Below are 26,302 nucleotides of genomic sequence, written 5' to 3'. Positions count from 1 at the left end.
AACCTATCTTAAATACCAGAACTGCCACTGAAGACACGACCCATCTGACTGAAGTTTTCGAGCACTCGTCCAGTGCCCAACACCACACAGCTGAGCGGATCGGCCGCCACATGGACGACAATCCCTGTTTCATGGCTGAGCAGGGTGTCGAGCCCCTGTAGCAAAGCGCCACCGCCCGCCAACATGATGCCGCGATCGATGATATCAGCCGCGAGTTCCGGGGGGGTGCGTTCCAGCGTTCGCTTGACGGCCTCGACAATGACCGCTAACGGCTCCGCCATGCTCTCGCGAATTTCGCCGGCCTTGACGGTCACCGTACGCGGCAAACCCGACAGCAAGTGGAGTCCGCGCACATCCATGATGAGCTCATTATCGTCAGAGCTCGGATAGGCCGAGCCGATCTTAATTTTGATTTCTTCCGCCGTGCGCTCACCCACCACCAGGTTGTGGACTTTCTTGAGATATTGCGTGATGGAATCGCTCAGTTCGTCCCCCGCAACGCGGACGGACTCACTGAGCACGGTGCCCTGCAAGCTGAGGACGGCCACTTCGGTCGTGCCGCCGCCAATGTCAATGATCAGGTTGCCGGTGGGCTCGGCAACGGGTAACCCCGCCCCGATCGCGGCGGCTACGGGCTCGTCGATCAAGTAGACCGTACGGGCGCCAGCCTGCTGCGCGGCATCCATGACCGCGCGGCGCTCAACGCCAGTCACCCCGCTCGGGATGCCAATCACGATCCGTGGCGAAACGAGGGTGCGACCTTCATGCACTTGCCGAATGAAGTGTTTGAGCATCAATTCAGCCGTATCAAAATCAGCAATGACGCCATCTCGCAGGGGACGTAGTGCCGCCACATTGCCAGGGGTACGACCTAGCATGCGCTTAGCCTCTTCACCCACGGCTAACGGTTTCTTTTGTATCGTATCAATGGCGACCACAGAGGGCTCTTGTAGAACCACTCCCTTGCCTGAAACATACACCAGCGTATTCGCGGTGCCCAGATCAATACCCATGTCTCGGGAGAGTGAAAATCGGTCAAACAAAGCCACGAGACTTAGCTCCCAAACGAACGAAGTGGACGGTTGTATGTAAACTCGCCGAACTTAATGCTAGGCCATAGATGTCCGATTGGGATTTGGAACCACCGCTTGCCAAGACACTAATTCAGGGAACGTCTGTTGCAGGTTGCAATGCAGACGAAGTGGATTCTATTACGTTTCGTATCAATGCGTCTAGCGGGTGATTATCCTCAGTCGAATTAAAACCCTTGCGGTTGCCGGGCGAGGAGTGAACAGACGACTCGGAAAAGTGCGATACGAGATTACCATCCTGACGTTGAAGGTGGTGTTAGCGGGCAGCGATCGCGGGCAGCGACTCACCAGTTCCCGTCCGCCAGTGAGCGATCGCCAGGCTCAGGACGGACTTCCGCTCACCTAAATTTGCGGCACACTAACACTAATGGCAGCATGACCGATGTTGGTCAGGGATTAGAGAACTCGCTAAAGCTTTGGTACATTGAGCGACGAGGCGAGTGCGGTGTGCCGTCGCACCGAGTGGACAAAATCAGGAGACAGTCTGACTATGAGTATCAATTCCGTAACCCTTGTAGGCCGAGCAGGACGTGATCCCGATGTGAAATATTTTGAGTCCGGTAGCGTGGTCTGTAAGTTTTCCCTCGCGGTGGATCGCCGCACCCGCAACTCTGATCAGCCAGACTGGTTCAACCTCGAAATGTGGGGCCGTACGGCTGAGATCGCGGCGAACTATGTGCGCAAAGGGAGCCTGATCGGAGTCAGTGGCAACCTGAAGCTGGATCAGTGGAACGATCGCTCCACCGGGGCCTTACGCACGTCACCAGTGATCCGGGTTGAGCGGTTGGAGCTGTTGGGCTCGAAGCGTGACAACGAAGCCGGTATGTCGGCGAACTACGCCGACGACGAGTTTTAAGCTGCCGTTGCCGAGGACCTGTTTTAGCCCAAGCCTGGCCCCCATACCCTGGATGAGACCGGCCTTGTGAGATGCACCCGGTGCCTGGCCTGGCCGTCCCTACAGCCGCTGCAAGGAGCCCGATCGCTTCAGAGCGGTGAAGTCGGGGTTACCCGTGCAGAGCAACACGGTGCGGAGTTCTTCCAGCAGGCAGGCAGCCAGCAGGGCGACACTCGCTTCGGAGTCATGGGCGGCGAGCAAAAACGGATGGGCCAGTCCCACCAAGTTCGCCCCGAGGGCGATCGCTTTGGCAACCTGCAACCCATTGCGAATGCCCCCTGAGGCAATGAGGGGAATCTCTGGAGCGACCGCCCGAATTTGCGTCACGCAGGTTGCAGTAGGCAGGCCCCAGTCGGCAAAGGTTTGCCCGAGTCGGCGCTGGCGCGGGTCGGCGGCACGACCGCCCTCCACCTTGGCCCAGGAAGTCCCCCCAGCACCTGCCACGTCAATGGCGGCGACTCCCGCGTTTATGAGTTTTTGGGCCATGGCGGCGGAAATGCCGTTGCCCACTTCTTTGGCAATGACCGGCACGGGCAACCGTTGGCACAGCGTTTCAATCTGGTTCAGTAGTCCTTTGAAATGGCGATCGCCCCGCGTTTGCACACTCTCTTGCAGGGGATTCAAATGCAGGATCAGGGCGTCGGCTGCCAGCCCCTCCACTACGCGCTGGCATTCCGCTAAGCCATAGCCATAATTGAGCTGCACCGCCCCCAAATTGGCAAACAGCAAAGCATCAGGGGCATACCGGCGAATGGCAAACGTCTCCATCACATCCGGTGCTTCTACTGCGACCCGCTGAGAACCGACCCCCATGGCGAAGCCAAAGGTTTGGGCGGCGATCGCGAGCCGGGTGTTAATCAGCCGAGCTTGCTCGGTGCCCCCAGTCATAGAAGAGATCAGCAGGGGTGCGCCCAGGGATTTGCCGAAGAAGGTACTCGACACATCCAGTGTGTCCCAGTCCAGTTCTGGCAGGCAACAGTGCTCAAAGCGATAGTTTTCCAAGCCAGTGGTAATTTGCTGGCACTGCACATCCTGCTCTAGGCAGACGCGGATGTGGTCGGCTTTGCGCTGTTGTGTTTCTGGGGCGGCGGCCGCGAAATTATCGGCAACGTCAGGCAAAGGGGAAGCAGTCATAAATCCAAATACACAGCAATGCAACTTCGGCTGGGCGTGATTAGCAGCGGCAGCAGCATGCTGGCGGCCAGAATCAAGCTCTGAAGTAGTGTCCCACAGGATCTTGTCGGGTTTCGCCGCCCAGTTAGAAGTCGAAATAAATATATGAGAGGGTTTCGCTGGGGGCGAATTGCCAAGCAGTGAACAACATGAGCGGCACCAGCAATAACTTGACCGGCCAGTTGAGCTGCAACTTCAACTCGCGCTGTGCGAAGTAAATGAACATCATCACTGCGACCAGTAGCCAGAGCAGGCTCCACAGCTGGGGCGCGGTGAGCCCCAACGACTCAACGTAGACCTTTTGGGCAAATTGCGCATCGCTGTTGACGCCCCACAGCTTTTGCAATGCCAGAGAATATTGGCGCGGTTCGGGCAGGCGGAAGAAAAGCCAGCTAAAGAACACCAAAAATTGCGTCGCGGCCCAGGCGGTGACGACGCCCCAGGGTTGCCGCCAAAACTGCTGTAACGGTTGCCAACCTTGGGCGATCGCGTGATTCAGACGATGCCCGATCAGCGCCAGACCGTGAATGCCGCCCCAAATCACAAACCCCCAGGTATTGCCGTGCCATACGCCCGCGATCAGCATGACAATCATCAGGTTGATCGCCGTTCTGGTGAGCCCCTGGCGCGAGCCCCCCAGGGGAAAGTACAGATAATTGCGCAACCAATCACCCAAGGTGATGTGCCAGCGCCGCCAAAAGTCGGCGATGCTGGTGGTCATGTAAGGGAAGTTGAAATTTTGCGGCAGGTTAATGCCCATGAGCAGCGCACTGCCCCGGGCGACATCCACATAGCCGCTGAAATCGAGATAGAGCTGTAACCCGTAGGCAAAGATCGCCAACCACAGATCCCAGCTCCCGGCTCGTTCCAAATTATCCAAGCTGAGGTTGACGAGGGTACCAATGTGGTCGGCAATGAGCACTTTTTTGACTGCGCCGATGCCGATCAGCCACAACCCTTCCACCGCCCAACTGAAGTTCAGGCTGGGTTGATTGGTCAACTGGCTGGTAAAGCTATGAAAGCGGGTAATCGGCCCGGAGATCAGTTTGGGAAAGTACAGTTTGTAAGCGGCAAATTCCGGCAGGCTATTGGTGGCGGGCGCGCCGCGATACACATCGACCAGGTAGGCAATGCATTCAAAGGTGAAGAAACTCAGCCCCAGGGGAAAGGCGATCGCCAGCCAGCTACCGTCTGCCACTTCAGGATTAAAGCCGTCGGGCACTAACCACTTCAGCCAGGTTTCCACATATTTGAAGCCCAGCAACAGCAAGACATTGAGGGCTACCCCAAAAGTTAGCCAGTAGCGCCGCCGCCGATACCATTGCTGCTCGGCCATCTGCCACTGTTCGTTGGAGACACGCCAGTCGGCGGGCATTTGCAGCACCCGTCCCAACCAAAAGTTAATGGCGACTAGGGCCAACATCAACGGCACATAGTGAACTTGCAGCGAGGTGTAAAACACAATGCTGGCGATCAGCAGCAGCCAAGTCCGCAGCGATCGCTGCTGTAGCGCCCAATACAGCCCGACGACGCTGAGCAAAAATAAGCCATACAGAATCGAAGGTAGGGTCATGGCGTCAGACGATCAGGATTAGCAGCGGATAAATCGAGCGCCCGGGGCCAGGGGATCATGGGATCCTGAGCCAACCGCAACGATACCTGATAAGCGCCATAGCGATTCAAGTGGCTGGGATCAGAGAAATAATCGTAACGGTTCGTCCAGACCTGACCCAGATCGCGGAAGATGAAATCGCTCTCGGTCGCGGAATACCGCAGCATCAGTCGCTGAAAGTCGGCTTCAACATCGCTGCGATACCCGTCCAAATATTCGTCGGTCAGTGGGGTATTCACAAAGATGACGGGAATGTCTCGCTGTTGGGTGTAGTCCAGCAATTGCTCAAAAGCAGCGGTCTGTTGGCCCTGCAACGCAAAGTCTTCGTAGTCGCTATCGTAAGCCCCCGCGACCCGCGCATAGAGCTGGAAATAAGTGGCGGGGTTAAACCGCACATCTAACGCCAGGAAGCCGTCAAAGTCGATCTGGCTACCTTCCGGAATCGCCAAATCGGAGGTGTTGGGACTGGAGGCCACATCCGGCGACAGGGCCACTGAGGTGGTTAAGGGCGTCAGCAGGCGATCGCGCACGAAGGCTTTGAGTTCATCACGCTCTGCGTAAATGGCGGAGCGTTGCCCCAGTTGGTCACTCAGAGTCTTGTCTAAAGCTTGATAGCTGCCTCGTAATGCTTCGCCAATCGCTTGGGGCTCCTCGTCAGCCAGATTGGCTAAGTCATCCGGATCGTCTCCGGCGGCGATCGCTTCAGGATTGCGGCGACCCAGCTCTTGATAGCCTTCAGAAGCTTCAATGGCGTTAAACGTAATATCGGTGCGCCCGCTATTGAACGCCCGTGCGCCGTCGGCCCAGATAATGATGCGCGGCAGTTGATCGGGCTGAAGCACCCGGCGAATCGTTAAGTCCACCACTTGAGCGGTGGCTCCATTGACGCCAAAGTTAAATACCGTCAACTCACCTTGGCCTAAGGCCGCCAACTCACGTTCTAGCGCTGCGGGATCAACCCCGCGCAACGCTCGCGAACTGCCAATCACCAAAACATCGGGCGGGCCAGACTCAGCCAACTGCTGATGATACAGCGCTAGCTTTTCGTCCATTTGTTGGCTGCGGAAGGAGGGATAGGGCGACTGGGCAAGGATATCGGTCGTGGGGGCGAGGGAGCGATCGGGACTCGCAATCAACTGCTCATCATTGAAGATCGAATCGTTTGCCGCAGTCGGCTCATCCGTTTCAGCCAAGGGCAGATCGGGTAGCTGCTGCTCGGCGAGCCAGTCTTGGCGCTCCCACTCATCATCAGTCGGCGGGGTCTCACTGGCCGACGTATTGACCACCGATTCACTGGTTTCGGCGGCACTCGCAGCGTTGCGGGTGTCAGCTATTGGCCCTGGCTGCACCAACTGTCCAAAGATCCAATCCACTTGCAGGGCCAACAAGACGCCGACCGTCGCCCACACCAAGCCAATTTTGACGGCATCCTGGCTGTCTTCGGCAGTGAGGGGGGGCGGCGTGCGCGTCAACTCTTGCTGGGGCACCACGAGTTGAGTGTCGTACAAAAACTGGCGCACGTGGTCGCGGCCGGATTGCCAAGCCGTGTGAATAGCGTGGGCGATCGCGGATGCTTCCGTCTCGGGGGCGTGTTCCTCTTCCTCAGACGGCGACAGCAGATCACCCACATACTGATCCGACACCGCGAACATGGCTTCGGCTTTCGGCACCATGGCGGGCCGGGCCTCAAAGTCTTGGCCAAAGCTCCAGGCCGGGCGCTGTTGTCCGGCGCGCCGACCGTATACCCGCAGCCCTTTGATGTCAGAGAGGTTAACCACCTCCAGGAAATCCAGAATTTGCGGCACCACCTGTCGCCGGGTCGGACAGATGGGCGCATCGGCCATGATGTGGAGCAGCTGATCACGCTGCAACGCCTGAATGCGAATGCCGCCGGTGGCTAGTTGAGCCTCCAGGTCAGGATTCAACAATCGCGTCAACAAATAGGCTAACGCCGCGAGATCCCCCTGCTTGGCCAACTCGGTGGTTGCGATCGCCAGATCAGGATGCTCTAGGGCAGGCAAATTCAGACAGCGTACCCATTCCGGCGTGTCTGACTCGGGAGCCTGACCGTACACCATGAGTCGATGCACCCCCTGGGGGGCGAGAGCTTCCACCAGCGGCGAAATCGCGGTCATGATCGCGGCTTCACTGGGAATCGTGGGCGGTTCCGTGGTGAGGAGCGATCGCACCATACAGTGCAGGCTTTCATCCTTGCGCTCAATCGTGACGACGGCGGCTTGCTCGCTAATCGCGGTGTCGAGTAAGCGGGCGATCGCGCCCTCGTCACCCCAGCGCGCCCATTCCCGCAACATTTCATCAGCGGGGGTCAGATCGATGCGCAGGCTCCAGTCCGGCGTGTCTTCGCCATGGACCTGAATGACGATGGCCGCGTCTTTGAACTGGGTCAGTTCGAGCTGCCGCAGCCGTTCCGTCACGGGTTCCGCAATGAGCAGCGGATCAGGGCTATATGCGGCCTCACACCACACCCAGAGTCGTTGCTGCTCGTCGGCGCTATCCTCAGTGGCCCGATCTGGATCAGTGGCCGCCGCTCGCTGGCCCGGCACCGGACGCGACGCCGCCCGCACACTCACCCAGACCCCCACATCAAGGGAACTCAAGACTTCGCTGAGGTACCAAGCGATCGCGTCAGCATCCCCCTGTTTGGCCAAACTTAAATGCGACAGCACAATGGCGGCGGCGGAGCCATCAGGGACAACGTCGCCCGAGTGGGGGGTGACATCGCTGGCGGCACTCGCGTCCTGTTGCACCGCATCAGCAATTTTCAGCGACGCTCCGGCCTGCTGTTGCAACTGCGCCTGATGGTGCTCTAACCGATTGAGATAAATCGGAGCTGTCCAGTCGGGCTGCGAGTGGCCCCGGCGGCGACTGTAAATGTAGAGCTGATAAACCTGGGGATAAACGGTCGTAATGACCGCAGTGCCGGATGGATGATGCAGCAGGGCATCGACTAATCGAGTCACCGCCCCGGACTGATGCAAGCGATGGGGCGTTTCGGCCAGCACATGCAAAACATTGCCCCTAAGCCGCATTTGGACGCGGGCATTAGACGCTAGCAGTTGAGCAATCCAGTCGTTGAGGGATTGCTCAGCATTCGAAATCGGCGGCGGGGTAAACGGCTTGGCAGTCATAAAACCGGACTACTTTTAAATCGAGCGGTAGCACTAGAAGCAACCCTCAAAATATAGCTGTGAAGGATATCGCAGTCTGCCGAATCTCACCAGTCCATTCACAGAAAAACGCAGATCTTTGCATTCTCCCGAGGGATTGACTCAGTCAAAGATTGGGCGACGGCATTCACCCTCCATAGTTATTCATCTATTCATCCTAAAGGTCGTCCAGCCAACTCACACGGCGATCGCCCACTTTTGGTTACACCTTAGCGTTAGCGATTTTCTTTGTGGGGTCTGCCAGCCATGATGAATTCGATGGTTCGTATAGACCGTCTCAGCGCTGGCTACCAGCAGTTGCTAGGGCCAGAAAACTGCGCCCAAGGCATGCGAGATTGCCGTCACTGGGACGATGCTACGCCCGCTCAGTCATACGACGCAGCCAACGTTAACTAAGTCTTCCACCACCAAGCTAGAAATCCGGTCAACGGCAATTCTCCCCATTGTCAGCCCGTCACCACGAGAGCGGCCTGGCTTTGCATTGAATTTCCTGCCTTGAAATTTTCCTAGCCTTGCAATAAAAAAACGGGCGACCGCTGGTGATCGCCCGTTCTCGTCAACGGCAGAGCATTCATTGCTGCTGCTGGATATTGGCTGCTCGATACTGCTGCTCGATACTGATGTGGCTTGGATATGTCAGCCGCCCCGCTGTGGTCTCATCTAATATTGACGGCTTTGAACCACCTGCTGGGCATAGTAACCCGCGATCGCGGGGTGGCCCGCCTGGGCATACAGTTCGCTCAACCGCTGCCAAATCACAATTTCAGGAGCCACAAACGGTAGCGATTGGTAAATGGCCAGGGCCGCCTCCAGGTAGGCGATCGCCAGATAGAAGTGCCGCGTTTGTTCACATAGGTTAGCCATCTGCATCAGCAGGGCAGCGGCTTCTGGGCGCACGTCTTGATCATCAGTAGTCGAGACCTCATTCAGAACATCGATCGCAGCCTCAAAGCTCCCCAACGCCAACCAGGAGCCGCTCTGTTGAGCGTAGACCCGACCTAAATAATCCAGCGTGAGCGCCAGGCCCAGGCCATCTTCGTCCTGTTGCCACAGCTCTAAGGCCGCCTGCAAGTGGATCTGGGCGGACTTGTATTGTCCTTGTTGATAATGGGCAAGGCCCAAATTATGGTGAACGATCGCCTGGGGCTGTGGTGCTTGCAGCTCGTCCAGCACCGCGATCGCCGCCCGGAACCGCGTCTCAGCCTGGGCAAATTGCTGCTGGTCAAAATAGATTAAGCCCAACCCATTCAAACAACGTCCCATGGCCAAATAATGCCCCGCTTGGGTAGCAAAGCTCAGCACCTGTTGATAAGCCTGGATGGCGGCTTGCCAGGAGCCCTGGTGATGGAGCACGGCAGCGCGATTACAGTGTTCGGCGGTGGCCACGTCCTGCGCAGTCACAGCGCGGTGAGTGCCCTCTGAGGCCGGATTGCCGGTCGCTGGCGACAACGCCGCGATCGCTTGCTCAGCGGCCACAATCCAACCTTGATGACCAATTTGACGTCCCATGCCTAATAACTCCTGAAACGCTCGCTGTGCCCCAGCGCACTGTCCCGCCGTCTGCTGCTGCCAACCTTGAACATAGAGCTGTGCGCAATGGGGCAGGTTAAAGGATTGCCACAATCTGGCGACTGCGGTTGCCCCCTGATGTAATCCGAGCCATGGATACATCGGCACAGCCGGGCGAGGAAAAACGGTGACTTGAGTCTGAGCAGAAGAGAGCAGCATCGGTGGGGGACTCCTTATCGATATCTGCAGTATGCAAGACCGACACCGCTCGGGGGCTTCAGCTTCCAGACAAGTCCTTGGCAGTTTTCGGCAAAGGGCCAAACCGTTCCGCTGCGGGTCGTGCGATCGCGCTCCTCGTGGCAATCTGAACTCGCGGCGGCGGCACGCCCCCCCAAAAAAGTACCGCCACCCACCCACTCCTCTACCCACCCACTCACCCACTCCTCCACCCAGCCAGCCATCAGCCTCACAAATTGCAAGCCTGTCCCTTACATTGAAATGAGAACAGTTGGCTTGTTGCGTTGCGTCACATCTGGTTGCTATGACTCCTACACCTAAAGATTTTCAACAAAATTCCGAGAGTTCTCAGCGGGTGAACAGTACAGGCGTCTCAAGTGTGGTAATAAGCCTGATAACAGGACCATTTTTAGCCACCTTGATGGGGGCTCGCACCCTAGCCGAGGCGCTAGAACAGGTCGGCATTGTCAGCGAAGAAATCTTTCGTGGTGTCCGCTTGCCGAGCCTGCCTGATGTCCCGACAGCCCGCGATCGCGGAATGGACGATACGGATAACGATGATGCCGAAAACTCTTAATTAAATTGGCATCCCTGCTTCAGTTCTGCCGTTTTGCAGCGATACTCTAATAGTCTATGACCTCCACCGTGCCGACTTCTTCTGAGAATATGCCAACTACCCGCGAAGCCACCGTCGAGTCCACTCACAATGTGTCGATTACGCCGCCGGGCTCTGCCTACGGTCTGCGCGTGCAGCAACGCATTAAGGTCGTCGAGGATATTTGGGAAGCGGTGTTGCGCCATGAATGTGGCGACGAGCTATTGACACTCTTGCATCAGTTGCGCAGCATTTGTTCCGTCGAAGGTCAGGCCCCAGCGGCCCGGGCCGCTAGTGTCCAAAAAGTAGTGCAGGTCGTTGAAGATTTAGAGCTGCAAGATGCCATTCGTGCGGCGCGGGCCTTTGCCCTCTATTTCCAGCTGATCAACAGTGTCGAACAGCATTATGAACAGCAGGGGCAGCAGCGGCAGTATCGCGCCACTTATGGCGAGGTTGAACCCGCATCGGCGATCGCGGGGTTAGCCACCATTCGGCCCCATCAAAACAACTCGGGTGCCCCCGCTGAAGAATTACAGCCCGTCCAGCAGACCAAATCCACATTTGACTATCAACTGTTGCCGACGAGCTATCGCGATGCCGGGACCTTTCACTGGCTCTTTCCCGCACTCAAGCAACTCAACGTACCGCCTCAGCTGATTCAGCGCCTGCTAGACAATCTCGACATCCGTCTAGTGTTTACCGCGCACCCCACCGAAATTGTGCGACACACGATTCGCGATAAGCAGCGCCGAATTGCGGCCCTGTTTCGCCAAATGGATCAGGCCGAAGATTCCTTGCCCAGTATGGACGGTGTGTCCAACTGGGAAATTGACACCCTGAAAGAACAACTGACTGAAGAAATTCGCCTCTGGTGGCGCACGGACGAGCTGCACCAGTTCAAGCCATCGGTACTGGATGAGGTCGATTACACGCTGCATTATTTTGACGTCGTGCTATTTAATGCCCTGCCGCAGCTGTATCAACGCATTAAGCGATCGCTCCACAATACTTTCCCCACCTTGCGCCCGCCCCAGCCCCAATTTTGCCGCTTTGGCTCTTGGGTCGGAGCCGATCGCGACGGCAACCCCTCCGTCACCCCAGACATCACCTGGAAAACGGCTTGCTACCAGCGCAACCTCGTCATCGAAAAATACATCGAGGCCCTGGAACACCTCACCAAACTGCTGAGCCTCTCCCTCCACTGGAGCGAAGTGCAGCCCGAGCTCCTCGACTCCCTGGATCAAGACCAGCAAGTCATGCCCGAACTGTACGAGCGCTGGGCCATTCGCTACCGCCAGGAACCCTATCGGCTCAAGTTGGCCTACATGCAGCAGCGGCTCGAAAATACCCTGCTACGTAGCCAGCGACTCTATCAGGGCGACATTCTCAAAGAAGACCAGGGCGACATCACCGAACTGCCCCTTTACCTGTCGGGCGATGACTTTTTGGCTGACCTGCGCCTGATTCAGCGCGACTTAAACGCCACCGGGATGGTCTGTGGTGCGCTAGAACAAATTATTTGCCAGGTAGAGCTATATGGTTTCATCCTGGCCCAGCTTGATTTACGGCAGGAAAGCTCCCGTCATTCCGACTGCATCGACGAAATCACCGCCTATTTGCAAGTTTTACCCAAGTCCTACAACGAACTGTCCGAGGCCGAAAAAACGGCTTGGCTCATTCAAGAATTGCAAACCCGCCGCCCCCTCGTCCCTGCCGAACTACCCTTCTCGGAAACCGTTTGCGAAACCATTGAAACCTTCCGCATGGTGCGCCGCCTGCATCGCGAATTTGGCCCCCAGATTTGCCGCAGCTACATCATCAGCATGAGCCACACCGTCAGCGACCTGCTGGAAGTGTTGCTGTTGGCCAAAGAGGCGGGACTGTTCGACCCCGCTACCTGGGAGTCGAGCATTCAGCCCGTCCCCCTGTTTGAGACAGTCGAAGATTTAAAGCGGGCTCCCTCGGTCATGCGATCGGTGTTTGAACTACCCCTCTATCGCGCCGTCACCCAAGGCGGCAAATCAGATGATCCGGCGGGCGAAACCGCCATGGCGGAAGCCTCCTCGACCCAGCCCATTCAAGAAGTCATGCTGGGCTATTCCGATAGCAACAAAGACTCCGGCTTTCTCAGCAGCAACTGGGAAATTCACAAGGCTCAGCAGGCGCTACAGGCCACCGCCGACGACTTTGGCATCGCCCTGCGGATCTTCCACGGTCGCGGTGGCTCCGTGGGTCGGGGTGGCGGTCCTGCCTATGAGGCGATCTTGGCGCAGCCGGGTGCCAGTCTCAACGGTCGCATCAAAATTACCGAGCAGGGCGAAGTGTTGGCCTCGAAGTACAACTTGCCCGACTTAGCCCTGTACAACCTGGAAACCGTGGCGACAGCAGTTATCCAAGGCAGCTTGCTGCACAGCAGCGTGGATGAAATTGAGCCCTGGAACGAGATTATGGAAGAGTTGGCCGCCAGCTCGCGTCGTCACTATCGCGCGCTGATTTACGAGCAGGCTGATTTTGTTGAATTCTTTCATCAGGTCACCCCGATTCAAGAGATCAGCCAGCTACAGATTAGTTCGCGCCCCGCTCGCCGTAAGGGGAAGAAGACCCTCGATAGTCTGCGGGCAATTCCTTGGGTTTTTAGCTGGACGCAGGCCCGTTTTTTGCTGCCCGCCTGGTACGGGGTGGGCACCGCTTTAACGGACTTCTTAGAAGAAGATCCGGACGAAAACTTGAAGCTACTGCGCTACTTCTACCAAAAGTGGCCCTTCTTTAAAATGGTGATTTCTAAGGTCGAGATGACCCTAGCCAAAGTGGACCTCCAAATTGCTGAGCACTATGTACAAGAGCTGACCCAGCCCGAAGATCAGGAACGCTTCCACGTTTTGTTTGAGCAAATTTCAGAAGAGTTTCGCAAAACCACGGAGATCATTTTGACCATTACGGGCCATCGGCGCTTGCTGGATGGCGATCCTGATTTACAGCGATCCGTGCATCTGCGCAATGGCACGATTGTCCCCTTGGGCTTCATTCAGGTGGCCTTGCTGAAGCGGCTGCGGCATTATCGGAGCGCGATCTCTGGTGTCATCAAGTCTAGATATAGTCGCGAAGAACTCCTACGGGGAGCCTTGCTTACCATTAACGGGATCGCCGCTGGCATGAGGAACACAGGCTGATCCGCTACCTTTGTAACGCTTTGTAACAATTTTCTTGCGGATCTGAATATCTTTGCTTGAATTAAGCCGTGAAGTATCCCTAGATGTGGCTTAAAACCTTTTTGTGCCAAGGGTTTTCACGAATTGGATAAAGCTGTTGTCTGCTCGATCTGTGGGCGAAGGGACTCGCGAGATGGCTTATGTACGGCGACGCTATCCATTGTGTTTACATTGCCTGCCTGAGGAGTGGTGTCGGAAATGAAGCAGATTAAACGTCGATTAATGCAGGCAGCGATCGCCTCTGCGCTCGGTGGCGCGATCGCTGGAGGTGCGGCGCTGGTCGATGCCCGTCCGGCGAATGCTCAAGCGGCATACGGTAGCTATGTCGGCATCGGGGCCGGCTTTGGTCTGACCGAAGAAGCCGAAACTGGCCGAGGCTCGGGGCTCGACATGGTGATCACCGGTCGCTATCGCTTTCTGCGTATGCCCGTCTCTTTGCGCACAACGGCTTTCTTATTTGACAATTTCACTTTGGTGCCGACAGTCTCCTACGACTATCCCATCTCGTGGAACACGGATATTTATCTAGGGGCGGGGGCGTCCTTCCCCATTGGGGATGATGATCAACCGGGGCCTTTGGGTAACCGCACTGCCTTCGTTTTACAGCCAGGCATTGACTACATGTTCCCCAACAGCCGTTGGGCCGCCTTTGGTAGCGCCATTATTGCCTTTAATGGCTATCGCAATGGCGGTAATACAGCCGTTGCTGTACAAACTGGCATTGGCTATCAGTTCTAGTTTTGTGAGCTAAGCAAGCGGCGATCGCCCGCTTGTGACGTTTCCCACTGCAAACTTGGTCAGCGGGCCGTAGCTCATCTACGGCCCGCTTTTTAACGAGCAATTGCGTTCAGTCGTTTACGGTTGGCTGGGGTTGAGGAACTCGGGAGCATTTAACGGTGCCCCCCCATTATCTAAATCGGCCTGGGTCACCGTGTAAGTTAACTCGTAAGCCTTGCTCACCCCCGGCGACAACGAGAATCCCTCGTCAATCGTGCCGCCCAGCAATGGATCGGTCACAATCACGTTGTTCAGCGTTTGATTGCCCGTGTTAGTCACAATCACCTCGTAGTGGATCTTTTCGCCCGCCTTATTCAGCACCCCATCGCCGGCTTTATCCACCTCTAGCACCCGCTTCTCAATGGACAGGGTCGGATTTTGCTGCAAGTCCACTTCGACAAAGTCTTCGGTGGGGGGCACTTGATCCGCCTTGACGATGACCGTGTTATCAATATCACCGTCACCGCCGCCATTGGAATCAATATCTTGCTGAGTCAGCTCATACTGACCCAAAAAGGTTTTGCTTGCATTCGGAGCCAATTGATCGATGGTCTGATTGCCGATCAAAGCATCGTTGACCTGCACATTCGTCAATGTTTGATTTCCCGTATTGGTCACCACAATGGCATAGTCAATGAGGTCGCCGACGGCATTGAGTTGAGCGTCGTTTTTGCGATCGATGCTCGTCGCTTGCTTCTCGACGGTCAGGGCCGGGATTTGGCGAATCGGCACGGCTTCGCCATCGGTTTGGGGCGAGGTTTGATCACTGCTAAAGGTGGCTTCATTGTGAATATAGGCGGACTCACCATCGATATCAGCTTGCGTCACCTTATATTCCCCTTGGAAAAATAACTCCTCGTCCACCGTTAAGGTGACATTATTCGCCGGATTAGCTTTTAATAGCGGATCGGCGATCGCGACCCCGGTCAGTGTCACGTTACCCAAGTTGCTGACCCGCATCGTGTACTTGATTGTGTCCCCCGCCTCATCGACCACCGTGTTGGCAGCGATCGAGCCATCGGGATTGATCACCTCCGTGACGGTCTTATTGAAGCCCAAGACCGGATGACTGGTGACAGGTACATTGGCGCTGGCTCCTTGGGGCGGCGTTTCGCGACTCATCCCCGTCGCCGGGTTGTTCAGGATGCCGTCGGGCTCATCAGGCTTTTTTGTCGGGGTCGGGGGGGGCGATCGCGGCTGCGTCACTTCTGGAGTGCCGGACTTATCTACGGGCTCCTCCGGGGTGGGCGTGGGAGCGTGACCGGACGGCGACGATGCCGGTGCGGAGGCATCTTCTGCTTGGGCATCGCGGCTAGGAGCTGCGTCGATATCCGACGGGGTTGTTTCAGGTGCGTCATCCATCTCCGCTGCGTCACTGCTTTCACCCGTTGCGTCAGTCGCTTCCGCTTCCGTCGGAGCTTCTACTTCCGTCGGATCAGCGTCCATCGTTTCCGATGGGGCGTCATCGGCGGCTGCGTCGTCGCTCTCATCATCTGAGATCGCCTCCGCGTCCTCCTCCGTCGGACTGCCGTCAGGGGTTTCTGGGGTTGCAGCATCAGTGGGCTCCGCGTCCTCGCCACTGTCGGCAGCATCGGGGGTGTCGTCTGCCGCCGCCTCAGTCTCGTTGCTATCGTCGGCTTCCGATGCTTCGGCCTCTCCTGCGGGAGCGGTGTCAGCTTCGATGTCTGTGTCTTCATCATCTGCCGCGCTCTCTGGTACAGACTCCGACGACTCATCCTCAGTATTTTGCACCAGCAGCAGACTCTGACCGCTGTCATATCCTGCTGGCATCGCCGACACCAGACTGGTCTATCCTGGGTTGCCAACAATCCCAGCAATGCTGAGACCGCGCTGCGCTTTCTTGCGCCAGCGGGGCATGAGCTAATACATAAGGAGTCAAAAATCTGTGGGCCATCAGTTGCTTGTGAGCCAGTTGTCAGCGCTCAACTCGGGCCTGATCGAGACTGCTGTAGGCCACTCAACCAAGCTCTAGAGTCGTTCTGTCATAACGGCTGTCGCGTTGCCCCAGGGGCTGAACCATAGTCAAGGCACTCTGCAACCGCTCTCAAAAGCTGGTAGAAACCCTGCCTTATGTATGAATTCTGCACAAAAATGCCCCCTCCGGAAGAACCGATTGATCGATTTGGGCGGGCGGCACCATCCTTACATCTCGTCGGCCTAATCAACCATCAGTTCCGGTTAAGCCCAAACCGGTTACGTTCCCCTCTTGGGAGCTATCCATTAGGCAAAACTCTATCAAAGACTTGTATAGCAAGGTTTCTGGCTTTGAGTTGCAGGGGGTAAAACCTCACCGCCTGCGGCACCTCTCCTTGGCAAGGAGAGGTTTATCAAGGCTGCCGGTTCATCTCCTTGCGTGGGCGTAGCCTGCCCGGAGGGCTTAGGAGAGGTTAGGAGAGGTTCTACAGCCCATAAAACTGTCGCAACCGATCGCTGCAGCCTTGCTCCGACAAGCGATGCACCAGCTTGTGTATAAGGGATAGCTTCCACGGAGAGGCTAATGGGGGTGGGTAAGCCGCTGACCGACCCACCCCGTCCTGCGGACACCCCGCCAATGGCGGGGATTGAGGCTGCGGATAACTCTGAAAGTTCCTCTGCATCCTTTATCTCGAACTCAGGTTAATCAACCGTCACCCGCCAGGCGATACCAAATATCCAGCAGCGATCTAAACAAATGTACTAAATGCGAGTGAGTCGATCTACTATAGGGGCAACGCTGCGGGAGATACCCTATGGAGTTCGGCAAGCCGCTGGGGTCTGTCATTGAAGGCTCACTCATTCGAGGACTGGAGGTGCGACTGCATCCCGACGTATCGGTCGAAGATTTGCGAGTGGGCAAATTTTTAGTGGTGCAGGGGCGGCGATCGCGCTTTTTCTGTATGCTCACCGACGTGGCCCTGGGCACCGCCAGCGCTCGCATTTTGGCCAATCCCCCCGAACCCAGCAACCTGTTTTTGCAAGAAGTGCTCTCTGGCACCGGGACTTACGGCACCGCTAGCCTTAGCCCAATGCTGATGCTCACCCCACAGGACGAAGACTCAATTCCTGGCGGCAAAACTGCGAAATCGACGAAAAAACGCACCAATGGTGCCGCGTCTTATGAAGCGCAGAGCAGCGCTAACGTCGAGTTGCTGCCCGTCAAAACGATTCCCAGCCATTTCAGCCAGGTGTATGACGCCGCCGAACGCGACTTTCGCATCGTTTTCGGCTGGGAAGATGACCTCCATCGCCGCAATTTCGTGATTGGCCAGCCGATTGATATGAGTGTGCCGATCTGTCTGGATTTAGATCGATTTGTCGAGCGCAGCAACGGCATTTTTGGCAAGTCAGGCACGGGCAAATCTTTTCTCACCCGGGTCTTGCTGTCAGGCACGATTCAACGACAGGCCGCCGTTAATCTAATTTTCGACATGCATTCAGAGTACGGCTGGGAAGCCGTTAGCGAAGGTAAGCACTTCAGTACGGTCAAAGGGTTGCGCCAATTGTTTCCTGGTCAAGTGCAGATCTTTACCCTTGATCCAGAAGCGACCAAACGTCGGGGGGTGCGCGATGCTCAGGAGCTCTACATCAGCTTTGATCAGATTGATGTCGAAGATCTGATGCTCGTGCGGGGTGAATTGAATCTGTCGGAAGCCAGCCTGGAAAACGCCATCATTCTCCGCAACGAGTTTGGCAAAAGCTGGATTAATCGCCTGCTGGCGATGACTAATGAAGAGATTCAAGACTTTTGTGAAACCAAGATGGGCAATAAGTCTTCCATTATGGCGCTACAGCGTAAGCTGACTCGGTTAGTGGATCTGAAATATATTCGGGCTGCCTGTCCTCATAACTATGTGGGCCAAGTTTTGGCGGCGATCGATGCGGGCAAGCACGTGATTGTGGAGTTCGGCTCACAGTCGAATTTGCTGTCTTATATGTTGGCGACTAATGTCATCGCCCGCCGCATTCACGCGATTTATGTGCAAAAGGCGGAACGATTTTTGCAAACCAAAAATCCCAGCGATCGCCCCCAACAGCTGATGATTACCATTGAAGAAGCGCACCGCTTTCTCGACCCGGCCACCGCTCGTCAAACCATTTTTGGCACGATCGCCCGAGAGATGCGCAAGTATTTCGTCACTTTGCTAGTGGTCGATCAACGCCCTTCAGGGATTGATAACGAGGTGATGTCGCAAATTGGCACCCGAATCACGGCGCTGCTGAATGATGAGAAGGATATCGACGCCATTTTTACGGGGGTTTCCGGGGCGCAAAGCTTGCGATCGGTTCTCGCCAAGCTGGACTCAAAACAACAAGCACTGATTTTGGGGCACGCGACGCCAATGCCGGTGGTCGTGCGGACCCGCGCCTATGACGCCCAGTTTTACCGCGAGGTCGGGGCTACCGCTTGGGAAGATATGCCCGATGAACCTTTATTTCGCGCCTCAGAAGCGGCGAAAGCTGACCTCGGCTTTTAAGCTGCGGGCACATTGATCGCCGGCGATCGCTGGAGTTTTACAGCAGAGACTTTCATCAAGCTGACCGCGTCCAGAGCTCGGCCAATAGTATTCGACGCTAAAGTCTGGAAAGCTTGATTTGAGTGAGAATTCGGAGCAAAAGGCTGACCACCTTAGGGTAAACTGTTAAGGTTTGTATATCAGACTCTTAAAAGCTTCTGAGCTGCCCATGGCTTCATTCGTGCCATGTCAAAAACGCACTGCCCTGATGCTGTCTTGCCATGGCAACAAAGTATCAGCGGGGTAGTTTGGAGCAGCAATCTAACACAGTCTGATATTTATGCGAGGCTATGAATGACTGCTACATTACCGTCTTCTGCCGGAGCCTTTTCCCCGGTAGTAAATGCTTCTCAGCTACATGAGCTGAAGCTGAGCGACGTTATTCAAACAATTCCTAAATCCTGTTTTGAAAAAGACTGGCGTAAAGCCTGGTTTTCAGTACTCATCACCCTCTTAAGTGTTGCCGCTGGTATCGGTGCAATTGCCCTCGCCCCCTGGTATTTACTACCCTTGGCCTGGGGCTTTACCGGCACTGCTGCCACCGGACTATTTGTAGTTGGCCATGATTGCGGTCACCGCTCCTTTGCGAAGCGTCGTTGGGTCAATAATTGGGTGGGTCACATCATGATGATGCCGCTCCTTTACCCGTTTCACTGCTGGCGAATTCTGCATGATCATCACCACGTTCATACAAATAAGCTGCATGTCGATAATGCTTGGGAGCCGTGGACTGTCGAGGCCTTTCAAGCGACTCCTCAGTGGCTGCAAAAGGGGTATCAGCTGCTTCGAGGTGGTTTTTGGTGGATTGGCTCGATTGCGCATTGGGCCGTTTTGCATTTTCAAGTGAGCAACTTTGCCGAGCGCGATCGCCGAGCGGTGAAAACTTCAATCGCAGTTGTTCTGGTCTTTGCGGCGGTCTTTTTTCCCACGATGTACTTCACGCTTGGGTTGTGGGGCATTGTGAAGTTTTGGCTCATGCCTTGGTTGGGCTACCACTTCTGGATGAGCACCTTCACTATCGTGCATCACACGATTCCTGAAATTCAGTTTCGTCCAGCGGCTCAATGGTCGGCAGTGCCTGCTCAGTTGGCCGGTACCGTGCATTGCACCTATCCCAAATGGGTCGAGGTACTGTGCCATGACATTAACGTGCATGTGCCACACCATTTGTCAGTTGGGATCCCTTCCTACAATTTGCGCCAAGCGCATCAGAGCCTCATGAACAATTGGGGCGAGCATATTTATGTTCGTCAATTTTCTTGGCAGCTGATGACTCAAATTACGCGTCAGTGTCATTTGTATGACGAAGTCGACGCTTATCGCTCCTTTCAAAGCTTGCGGTAAGTGCCACCGGTTTCTCGTTCCAGCGGCGTTGAGAGCATTGATAGCTGACTCAGCGTCGTTGGCATTGTTTGTGCTTTTTTGCTGACCGTGTGACCCACAACGATTAGCTAGCTCTTTAATTCTCCAATGGCTTTAATCTGTGCAATTACAATCTCCTCCTCCCTCAGACCCATCATCGTCCGTGAGCCGTCTTTCAGCGGCCACCAGTGAACTGCCGTTTACGCTGAAGGATTTACGGTCAGCCATCCCTAGTTATTGTTTCGAGCCATCTTTGCCGCGATCGCTCGCGTATTTTTTGCTGGATATTGGCATCATCACGGGTTTATTCGTAGCGGCACCCACCATTCAAGCTTGGTGGGTGTGGCCCCTCTACTGGTTTGCCCAAGGCACCATGTTCTGGGCGTTATTTGTGGTGGGTCATGACTGCGGTCACGGTTCCTTCTCAAAATACAAATGGGTGAATAATTTAGTGGGGCACCTCAGCCACACGCCCATTTTGGTACCCTTTCACGGCTGGCGGATCAGCCATCGCACCCATCATGCCAACACGGGGAACCTAGACACCGATGAAAGCTGGTATCCCGTTAGTGAAATGAAGTATGACGAGATGACCTGGCCCGAAAAGCTCGTCCGCTTCTATCTGCCCTTAATTGCCTATCCGGTGTATCTGTTTCGGCGATCGCCCAGTCGCCCTGGCGGTTCCCACTTCCTACCCGATAGTCCTCTCTTTAAGCCCAGCGAAAAGTGGGATGTCATTACCAGCACGGTTTGGCTACTCGGAATGCTGGCCTTGTTAGCGGTGATCGGCAGCCAAATCGGCTGGCTGGCCTTAGGGGCCTATTATGGAGTGCCTTACGTAATTTTTGTGATGTGGCTTGATTTAGTCACGTACTTGCATCATACGGAAGCGGATATTCCTTGGTATCCCGATGAAGATTGGTTCTTCCTGAAGGGAGCACTTTCCACGATTGATCGTGATTATGGAATTTTCAATCCCATTCATCATGATATTGGCACCCATGTGGCTCACCACATTTTCTTGAGCATTCCCCACTATCACCTACAAGCTGCCACTGAGGCGATTAAGCCCATCTTGGGCGGTTATTATCGCAAGTCAACAGCCCCGATTTGGCAAAGCTTTTGGCGCTCTTATCGCACTTGTCATTTTGTGCCTGATCAAGGATCTCCGGTCTACTACCAGCGAGCTCAGCAGAGATAGCGGCGAAATTCGCGTGACGGCAAAGGCTTCATCTCACCAGGAGCATGGCATTCAAGCCCTCTTGGTGAGAGGTCTTCAGATCAATCTCTTTGAGTGCTTATAGGCCAATCTCTATAATCTCCAGTATCTCAGTGACCGGTTAAGGCGGCCCAACCACGGTGCTGCATTGCTTAAGATCAAAAACAGCACCCCCGACCCAGCTTTTCCAGGGCTACACTGAAACCAGTTCAACCCGCCCCCCAGTGATATTTTATGTTGCAGGGTATTGACTTTAGAGGTGTATTATTGGGGGCAGGATTGACAGTATCATATGCTAGACGCAAGGATTACATAGCTATGCAACAGTTGGATATCACTCCTGCACTCGATTACCAGTCTGAGAGCTACAAAGACGCTTACAGCCGGATTAATGCGATCGTAATTGAGGGTGAGCAAGAGGCATTCGACAACTACTACAAGTTGGCAGAACTCCTCCCCGACGCCAAGGATGATCTCTTGCGTTTGGCTAAGATGGAAAAACGCCATATGAAAGGTTTTCAAGCTTGCGGTAAAAACTTGTCGGTGATTGCTGACATGGAATTTGCTCAAGCTTTCTTTGAGCAGCTGCACGACAACTTTAAGCAAGCCTGGGATGAAGGCAAGATCGTAACTTGTTTGCTGATTCAATCGCTAATCATCGAGACGTTTGCGATTTCGGCTTACAACATCTACATTCCCGTCGCCGATGATTTTGCCCGTAAAATCACTGAAGGTGTCGTCAAAGATGAGTACATGCACCTCAACTTTGGTGAGGAATGGCTTAAGGCTAACTTCGAAGCTTCAAAAACCGAGCTAGAAGAAGCTAACCGCCAAAATCTGCCAATTGTTTGGGCTATGCTCAACCAGGTGGCGGATGATGCCAACGTCTTAGGTATGGAAAAGGAAGCTCTCGTTGAGGATTTCATGATCACCTATGGCGAAGCCCTCGGCAACATCGGCTTCTCGAGTCGCGAAGTGATGAAGCTTTCGGCTCAAGGGTTGGCAACGGTTTAAGACCAGAGTATCCATATCTCTAACTAGAACACTACCGATGGACGGCTGACAAAGCTGTTTAGGTCGTGAGGAGAATGCGGTCGCGCCTTGAACAGGAGGTCGCGATCGCTTTTTTTGCACATATTGTTCAACCTGGCAGTTGAATGAGATTTTTTCGCGGTGGCAAAAAGACCGAGCTTAGTCGCGCTGTGAGACTCGTCACTCTGGATGTCTAAAAAGTTGCTCATACAGATACTGTAAAAAGCGCTCAGCATCGTCCACACTTTCCGACCAGTGATGGACTTTGGCAAGTAAAAATGCTGTATGGTGAGAAAATCTTTAGTTATTGCCTTATTCTTTATTCCCTCACAGGTGGCACGCAGGATTACTGATGTTTGGTCTCATTGGACACTTAACCAGTCTCGATCACGCTCAAGCAGTCGCACGAGACTTAGGCTATCCCGAATATGCTGATCAAGGGCTCGACTTTTGGTGTAGCGCACCACCACAGATTGTTGACAACATCAAAGTCACCAGTGCCACCGGCCAAATCATTGAAGGGCGTTACGTCGAATCCTGTTTTTTGCCAGAAATGCTGGCAGCACGACGCATCAAGACAGCAGCTCGCAAAGTCGTCAACGCGATGGCTCATGCTCAGAAAAACGGTATTGACATCACTGCACTCGGTGGTTTTTCGTCCATTATCTTTGAGAATTTCAATCTGAGCCAGATGCGCCAGGTACGTAATGTCTCGTTGGAATTTGAACGCTTTACTACGGGCAATACCCACACGGCTTACATCATTTGTCGACAAGTTGAGGCCGCTGCCGCTAAGCTGGACATCAATCTTTCCACCGCGACAGTTGCCGTCTGTGGCGCTACGGGAGACATTGGCAGTGCAGTCTGTCGCTGGCTCACGGCTCGAACTGATATTCAAGAGCTGTTACTAGTGGCGCGGAACCAAGAGCGGTTGCAAAGTCTCCAAGCGGAGCTAGGTCGTGGCACCATTGCCGATAGTTTAGAAGCGGCAGTGGCCCAGGCCGATATTGTGGTTTGGGTAGCGAGTATGCCCAAGGGCGTCAATATTGATTCCGAAATTCTCAAACGCCCTTGTCTGATGATTGATGGCGGTTATCCCAAAAACCTCGATAGTCACTTTAACGCTGAAGGCGTTTACGTTCTCAAAGGCGGCATTGTCGAGCATTCTTTGGATATTGACTGGCGCATCATGAACATTGTGAACATGGATGTGCCCGCGCGGCAGTTGTTTGCTTGTTTTGCTGAGGCCATGCTGCTGGAGTTTGAAAAGTGGTACACGAATTTTTCGTGGGGCCGCAACCAAATCACCCTCGAAAAGATGGACATGATTGGCCAATCTTCCGTGCGTCATGGCTTTCGTCCATTGCTCCAGCTCAATTCTCCCTCTCTCGTGTCTGAGGGTTCCTGATGGTGGACACGGGTAAAGCCACTGGGCTGCCATGACTCGTGCTGCAGAATTTTCCGTCGAACTTGCGAATGCTCCTTTTAATGGCACGGGTAACGGCTGACTTGGGCGATCGCGATTCAGTTGAATCCCTCCAGAGAGAAAAACAAGAGCCGCTATGCTTACTGAAAGAGGTTGCCTGATCTGACCGCGCCGATGGCCTTTAGCTGACGCCAGCTTGCAGCGATTCTGACACCGATGTAGTTGAAATTATGCCGACGACCCAACGCAAAACCATTCTGTTAGATTTTGAAAAACCGCTAGTGGAACTGGAAGAGCGCATCGACCAGATTCGTAATCTGGCTGAAGACAACGAAGTCGATGTTTCCACGCAACTCCGGCAGTTAGAGACCCGGGCCGACCAATTGCGGCAAGAAATTTTTGCGAGCCTGACCCCAGCGCAACGGCTACAAGTCGCTCGTCATCCCCGCCGCCCGAGCACGTTGGACTACATCCAAGCGATTAGCGATGAATGGATTGAACTGCACGGCGATCGCGGTTCCGGCAAAGATGACCCGGCTTTGGTGGGGGGTATTGCCCGGTTCGAGGGCCGTCCAGTAGTAATGCTGGGAAATCAAAAGGGCCGCGACACCAAGGATAATGTGGCGCGCAATTTTGGCATGGCCTCGCCGGGGGGCTACCGCAAAGCCATGCGGCTGATGCAACATGCCAATCGCTTTCACATGCCAATTTTTACATTCATTGATACCCCTGGCGCTTTCCCTGGCTATGAAGCCGAAGAGTTGGGGCAAGGAGAAGCGATCGCCTATAACCTCCGCGAAATGTTTGCGCTGGACGTCCCCATTGTCTGTACCGTCATTGGCGAAGGCGGCTCGGGTGGGGCGTTGGGCATTGGTGTGGGCGATCGCCTCATGATGTTGGAACACGCAGTCTACACGGTAGCAAGTCCAGAAGCCTGCGCCGCCATTTTGTGGAAGGATTCTGGCCGCGCCGCCGAAGCCGCCGAAGCCCTCAAAATCACCGCGCAGGATTTAATGAATCTTGGCATCCTGGATGTGCTGCTACCCGAACCACTGGGTGGAGCCCACGCTGACCCCGTAAAAGCCACAGAGATTTTGCGCGAGGCCCTACGAGAAAACCTGGAATCACTGCTGGTATTGTCTCCGGCAGAACGACGAGACTTGCGATATCAAAAATTTCGCCAAGTGGGTGTCTTCGCCGAAACCGCTCACCCCAGCACCGTTTAACCTCCGCCCTAGACCGGGCAGAACAACGTCCATCGCTGAGTAGGAAACGGGCACTGACAACCGCTAGCTCAATGCTCACAGCAGCCGTTCAGTTGTACCGTTATCGTATGGCCTGAGCTAGGCGCAGGTCATGCCCCATGGCTTAGGCACCTGCGATCGATGGCGACACGTTTGATCTGCACAGTATTTTCTGCCCCCGCCAGACGTACTGAGCATTCGTGCCGTGGTCTGGTGGGTATTGACAAAAGACTATCGGCTTTGGGCAGATGGCCTGATATGATCGACGATAGCCAGATGAGAATAAACACAAATAGGGTTTACATTTGTTAACATTGGTTTTGTAGCGGATTCCAGAACTAGCTCTGCTACTCCTCAAAGTGATTATTTGCTAACAGCAAAGCTGGAATGCTGACCCAACGCTCAGCCTCATCGTAAGTATTTTTAACATCAAGTTTATGACTTCTGAAAGCAAACAGCGGGCGCTGATTACCGGTGCAAGCAGCGGTATTGGCCGCGCGACCGCGATCGCCTTGGCCCAGGCTGGTATTGACCTTGCCTTAGTCGCCCGCACGCCGGACAAGCTGCAGGCCTTGCAGCAAGAATTGGCCGAGTTGCCAGTTGCAGTCAAGTATTACAGCATCGACCTGAGCCAAGTTGACACTTTAGCAGCCAACCTAGCCAGCTTGTTAGCAGACTTTGGCGACGTCAACATTCTTGTCAACAACGCTGGCATGGGCTATACCGGCACGCTGGCTGATATGCCCCTAGCCGACTGGCAAACCCTGATCAACCTCAACCTGACGAGCGTTTTGCTCGCGATGCAAGCAGTGGTTCCGGGCATGAGAGCCCAGGGTCAAGGCACCATTATTAACGTTGCTTCCATCGCGGCTCACAATGCATTCCCCAATTGGGGTGCTTATAGCGCTAGCAAAGCTGGGTTAATCACCCTCGGCCGCATTTTAGGGGTTGAGGAAAGCGAACATGGCATTCGCGTCATGACAGTATCGCCTGGGGCGGTTAACACGCCACTTTGGGATACCGAGACGGTACAGGCTGATTTTGAGCGCTCACAAATGCTGACTCCAGCGATCGTGGCTCAAAGCATCTTGCACGCTGTCCAACTGCCAAATTCCGCAGTCATTGACGAAATCACGTTGATGCCCAGCGGAGGTGCCCTTTGATCGGTCAGTTGTTCACGGTCAATCGGCAAAATTTCAACTGCTTGGAGAATTAATTA

18 protein-coding genes are annotated in these 26,302 nt (G+C 54.9%); 12 read left to right on the top strand and 6 right to left on the bottom strand.

The features are described from left to right. Window positions 1-8: 8 nt before the first annotated feature. On the bottom strand, window positions 9-1,013 hold the full coding sequence (locus JUK32_RS16855; RefSeq protein WP_204140028.1) for a rod shape-determining protein: 1,005 nt from the start codon (window positions 1,011-1,013) through the stop codon (window positions 9-11). A 295-nt stretch (window positions 1,014-1,308) separates the two neighbouring features. Between JUK32_RS16855 and JUK32_RS28065 the strand changes: the two genes are divergently transcribed. After that, a complete protein-coding gene (locus JUK32_RS28065; RefSeq protein ID WP_255538279.1) occupies window positions 1,309-1,437 on the top strand; it encodes a hypothetical protein in 129 nt (42 codons plus the stop codon). Between the two features lie 144 nt (window positions 1,438-1,581). After that, window positions 1,582-1,947, top strand: coding sequence for a single-stranded DNA-binding protein (locus JUK32_RS16850; RefSeq protein ID WP_204140027.1), 366 nt, complete (start codon window positions 1,582-1,584; stop codon window positions 1,945-1,947). Between the two features lie 99 nt (window positions 1,948-2,046). On the opposite strand, the gene fni is transcribed toward JUK32_RS16850, so the two are convergent. The 4 genes from fni to JUK32_RS16830 all read right to left on the bottom strand — a co-directional run bounded on the left by fni (window position 2,047) and on the right by JUK32_RS16830 (window position 9,687). Further along, window positions 2,047-3,120, bottom strand: coding sequence for a type 2 isopentenyl-diphosphate Delta-isomerase (gene fni / locus JUK32_RS16845; protein WP_204140026.1), 1,074 nt, complete (start codon window positions 3,118-3,120; stop codon window positions 2,047-2,049). A 124-nt stretch (window positions 3,121-3,244) separates the two neighbouring features. Next, on the bottom strand, window positions 3,245-4,732 hold the full coding sequence (locus tag JUK32_RS16840; protein ID WP_204140025.1) for an MBOAT family protein: 1,488 nt from the start codon (window positions 4,730-4,732) through the stop codon (window positions 3,245-3,247). Continuing rightward, window positions 4,729-7,920, bottom strand: a complete 3,192-nt coding sequence (locus JUK32_RS16835) for a hypothetical protein (RefSeq protein ID WP_204140024.1) — start codon at window positions 7,918-7,920, stop codon at window positions 4,729-4,731. The genes JUK32_RS16840 and JUK32_RS16835 overlap by 4 nt, the downstream gene beginning before the upstream one ends. Window positions 7,921-8,619: 699 nt before the next feature. Next, window positions 8,620-9,687: a tetratricopeptide repeat protein gene (locus JUK32_RS16830; RefSeq protein WP_204140023.1), complete on the bottom strand. Its 1,068-nt coding sequence runs from the start codon at window positions 9,685-9,687 to the stop codon at window positions 8,620-8,622. A 322-nt stretch (window positions 9,688-10,009) separates the two neighbouring features. On the opposite strand from JUK32_RS16830, the gene JUK32_RS16825 reads away from it, so the two are divergent. The 3 genes from JUK32_RS16825 (at window position 10,010) to JUK32_RS16815 (ending at window position 14,247) form a co-directional block, all read left to right on the top strand. Further along, entirely contained in the window at window positions 10,010-10,282 is a 273-nt protein-coding gene (locus tag JUK32_RS16825; protein WP_204140022.1) for a hypothetical protein, read from the top strand. A gap of 89 nt (window positions 10,283-10,371) precedes the next feature. Beyond that, entirely contained in the window at window positions 10,372-13,470 is a 3,099-nt protein-coding gene (gene ppc, locus JUK32_RS16820) for a phosphoenolpyruvate carboxylase (RefSeq protein WP_375541577.1), read from the top strand. 237 nt (window positions 13,471-13,707) lie between these two features. Continuing rightward, window positions 13,708-14,247, top strand: a complete 540-nt coding sequence (locus JUK32_RS16815) for a porin family protein (RefSeq protein ID WP_239112752.1) — start codon at window positions 13,708-13,710, stop codon at window positions 14,245-14,247. 117 nt (window positions 14,248-14,364) lie between these two features. Here the strand turns inward: JUK32_RS16815 and JUK32_RS16810 are convergent, their stop codons facing one another. Beyond that, window positions 14,365-16,077 (bottom strand): DUF11 domain-containing protein, encoded by a 1,713-nt coding sequence (locus JUK32_RS16810; RefSeq protein WP_204140020.1) that lies wholly within the window; start codon window positions 16,075-16,077, stop codon window positions 14,365-14,367. Window positions 16,078-17,036: 959 nt separating this feature from the next. On the opposite strand from JUK32_RS16810, the gene JUK32_RS16805 reads away from it, so the two are divergent. The 7 genes from JUK32_RS16805 (at window position 17,037) to JUK32_RS16775 (ending at window position 26,246) form a co-directional block, all read left to right on the top strand. Further along, on the top strand, window positions 17,037-18,761 hold the full coding sequence (locus JUK32_RS16805; RefSeq protein ID WP_204140019.1) for an ATP-binding protein: 1,725 nt from the start codon (window positions 17,037-17,039) through the stop codon (window positions 18,759-18,761). A gap of 333 nt (window positions 18,762-19,094) precedes the next feature. Further along, window positions 19,095-20,144, top strand: coding sequence for a fatty acid desaturase (locus JUK32_RS16800; RefSeq protein WP_204140018.1), 1,050 nt, complete (start codon window positions 19,095-19,097; stop codon window positions 20,142-20,144). Between the two features lie 181 nt (window positions 20,145-20,325). Continuing rightward, window positions 20,326-21,363: a fatty acid desaturase gene (locus tag JUK32_RS16795; protein WP_309224567.1), complete on the top strand. Its 1,038-nt coding sequence runs from the start codon at window positions 20,326-20,328 to the stop codon at window positions 21,361-21,363. A 336-nt stretch (window positions 21,364-21,699) separates the two neighbouring features. Beyond that, window positions 21,700-22,395, top strand: a complete 696-nt coding sequence (locus JUK32_RS16790; protein ID WP_239112751.1) for an aldehyde oxygenase (deformylating) — start codon at window positions 21,700-21,702, stop codon at window positions 22,393-22,395. A gap of 370 nt (window positions 22,396-22,765) precedes the next feature. Next, a complete protein-coding gene (locus JUK32_RS16785; RefSeq protein ID WP_204140015.1) occupies window positions 22,766-23,821 on the top strand; it encodes a long-chain acyl-[acyl-carrier-protein] reductase in 1,056 nt (351 codons plus the stop codon). Between the two features lie 248 nt (window positions 23,822-24,069). Then, window positions 24,070-25,065: an acetyl-CoA carboxylase carboxyltransferase subunit alpha gene (locus JUK32_RS16780; protein ID WP_204140014.1), complete on the top strand. Its 996-nt coding sequence runs from the start codon at window positions 24,070-24,072 to the stop codon at window positions 25,063-25,065. Between the two features lie 455 nt (window positions 25,066-25,520). After that, window positions 25,521-26,246 carry an SDR family oxidoreductase gene (locus JUK32_RS16775; RefSeq protein ID WP_204140013.1) on the top strand — a complete coding sequence of 242 codons (726 nt, stop codon included), beginning with the start codon at window positions 25,521-25,523 and terminating at the stop codon, window positions 26,244-26,246. The last annotated feature ends 56 nt before the right edge of the window (window positions 26,247-26,302 follow it).

The organism is Halomicronema sp. CCY15110, from assembly GCF_016888165.1.
Classification (GTDB): domain Bacteria; phylum Cyanobacteriota; class Cyanobacteriia; order Phormidesmidales; family Phormidesmidaceae; genus Halomicronema.
The sequence above is the reverse complement of the archived record's forward strand: the minus strand, read 5'-3'. Positions and strand labels throughout refer to the sequence as shown.

Bases quoted from the DNA above. Each gene is read 5' to 3' on its own strand.
- JUK32_RS16855 (WP_204140028.1), bottom strand. From the start codon at position 1,013: ATGGGTATTGATCTGGGCACCGCGAATACGCTGGTGTATGTTTCAGGC.
- JUK32_RS16850 (WP_204140027.1), top strand. From the start codon at position 1,582: ATGAGTATCAATTCCGTAACCCTTGTAGGCCGAGCAGGACGTGATCCC.
- fni (WP_204140026.1), bottom strand. From the start codon at position 3,120: ATGACTGCTTCCCCTTTGCCTGACGTTGCCGATAATTTCGCGGCCGCC.
- JUK32_RS16840 (WP_204140025.1), bottom strand. From the start codon at position 4,732: ATGACCCTACCTTCGATTCTGTATGGCTTATTTTTGCTCAGCGTCGTC.
- JUK32_RS16835 (WP_204140024.1), bottom strand. From the start codon at position 7,920: ATGACTGCCAAGCCGTTTACCCCGCCGCCGATTTCGAATGCTGAGCAA.
- JUK32_RS16830 (WP_204140023.1), bottom strand. From the start codon at position 9,687: ATGCTGCTCTCTTCTGCTCAGACTCAAGTCACCGTTTTTCCTCGCCCG.
- JUK32_RS16825 (WP_204140022.1), top strand. From the start codon at position 10,010: ATGACTCCTACACCTAAAGATTTTCAACAAAATTCCGAGAGTTCTCAG.
- ppc (WP_375541577.1), top strand. From the start codon at position 10,372: ATGCCAACTACCCGCGAAGCCACCGTCGAGTCCACTCACAATGTGTCG.
- JUK32_RS16815 (WP_239112752.1), top strand. From the start codon at position 13,708: ATGAAGCAGATTAAACGTCGATTAATGCAGGCAGCGATCGCCTCTGCG.
- JUK32_RS16810 (WP_204140020.1), bottom strand. From the start codon at position 16,077: ATGCCAGCAGGATATGACAGCGGTCAGAGTCTGCTGCTGGTGCAAAAT.
- JUK32_RS16805 (WP_204140019.1), top strand. From the start codon at position 17,037: ATGGAGTTCGGCAAGCCGCTGGGGTCTGTCATTGAAGGCTCACTCATT.
- JUK32_RS16800 (WP_204140018.1), top strand. From the start codon at position 19,095: ATGACTGCTACATTACCGTCTTCTGCCGGAGCCTTTTCCCCGGTAGTA.
- JUK32_RS16790 (WP_239112751.1), top strand. From the start codon at position 21,700: ATGCAACAGTTGGATATCACTCCTGCACTCGATTACCAGTCTGAGAGC.
- JUK32_RS16785 (WP_204140015.1), top strand. From the start codon at position 22,766: ATGTTTGGTCTCATTGGACACTTAACCAGTCTCGATCACGCTCAAGCA.
- JUK32_RS16780 (WP_204140014.1), top strand. From the start codon at position 24,070: ATGCCGACGACCCAACGCAAAACCATTCTGTTAGATTTTGAAAAACCG.
- JUK32_RS16775 (WP_204140013.1), top strand. From the start codon at position 25,521: ATGACTTCTGAAAGCAAACAGCGGGCGCTGATTACCGGTGCAAGCAGC.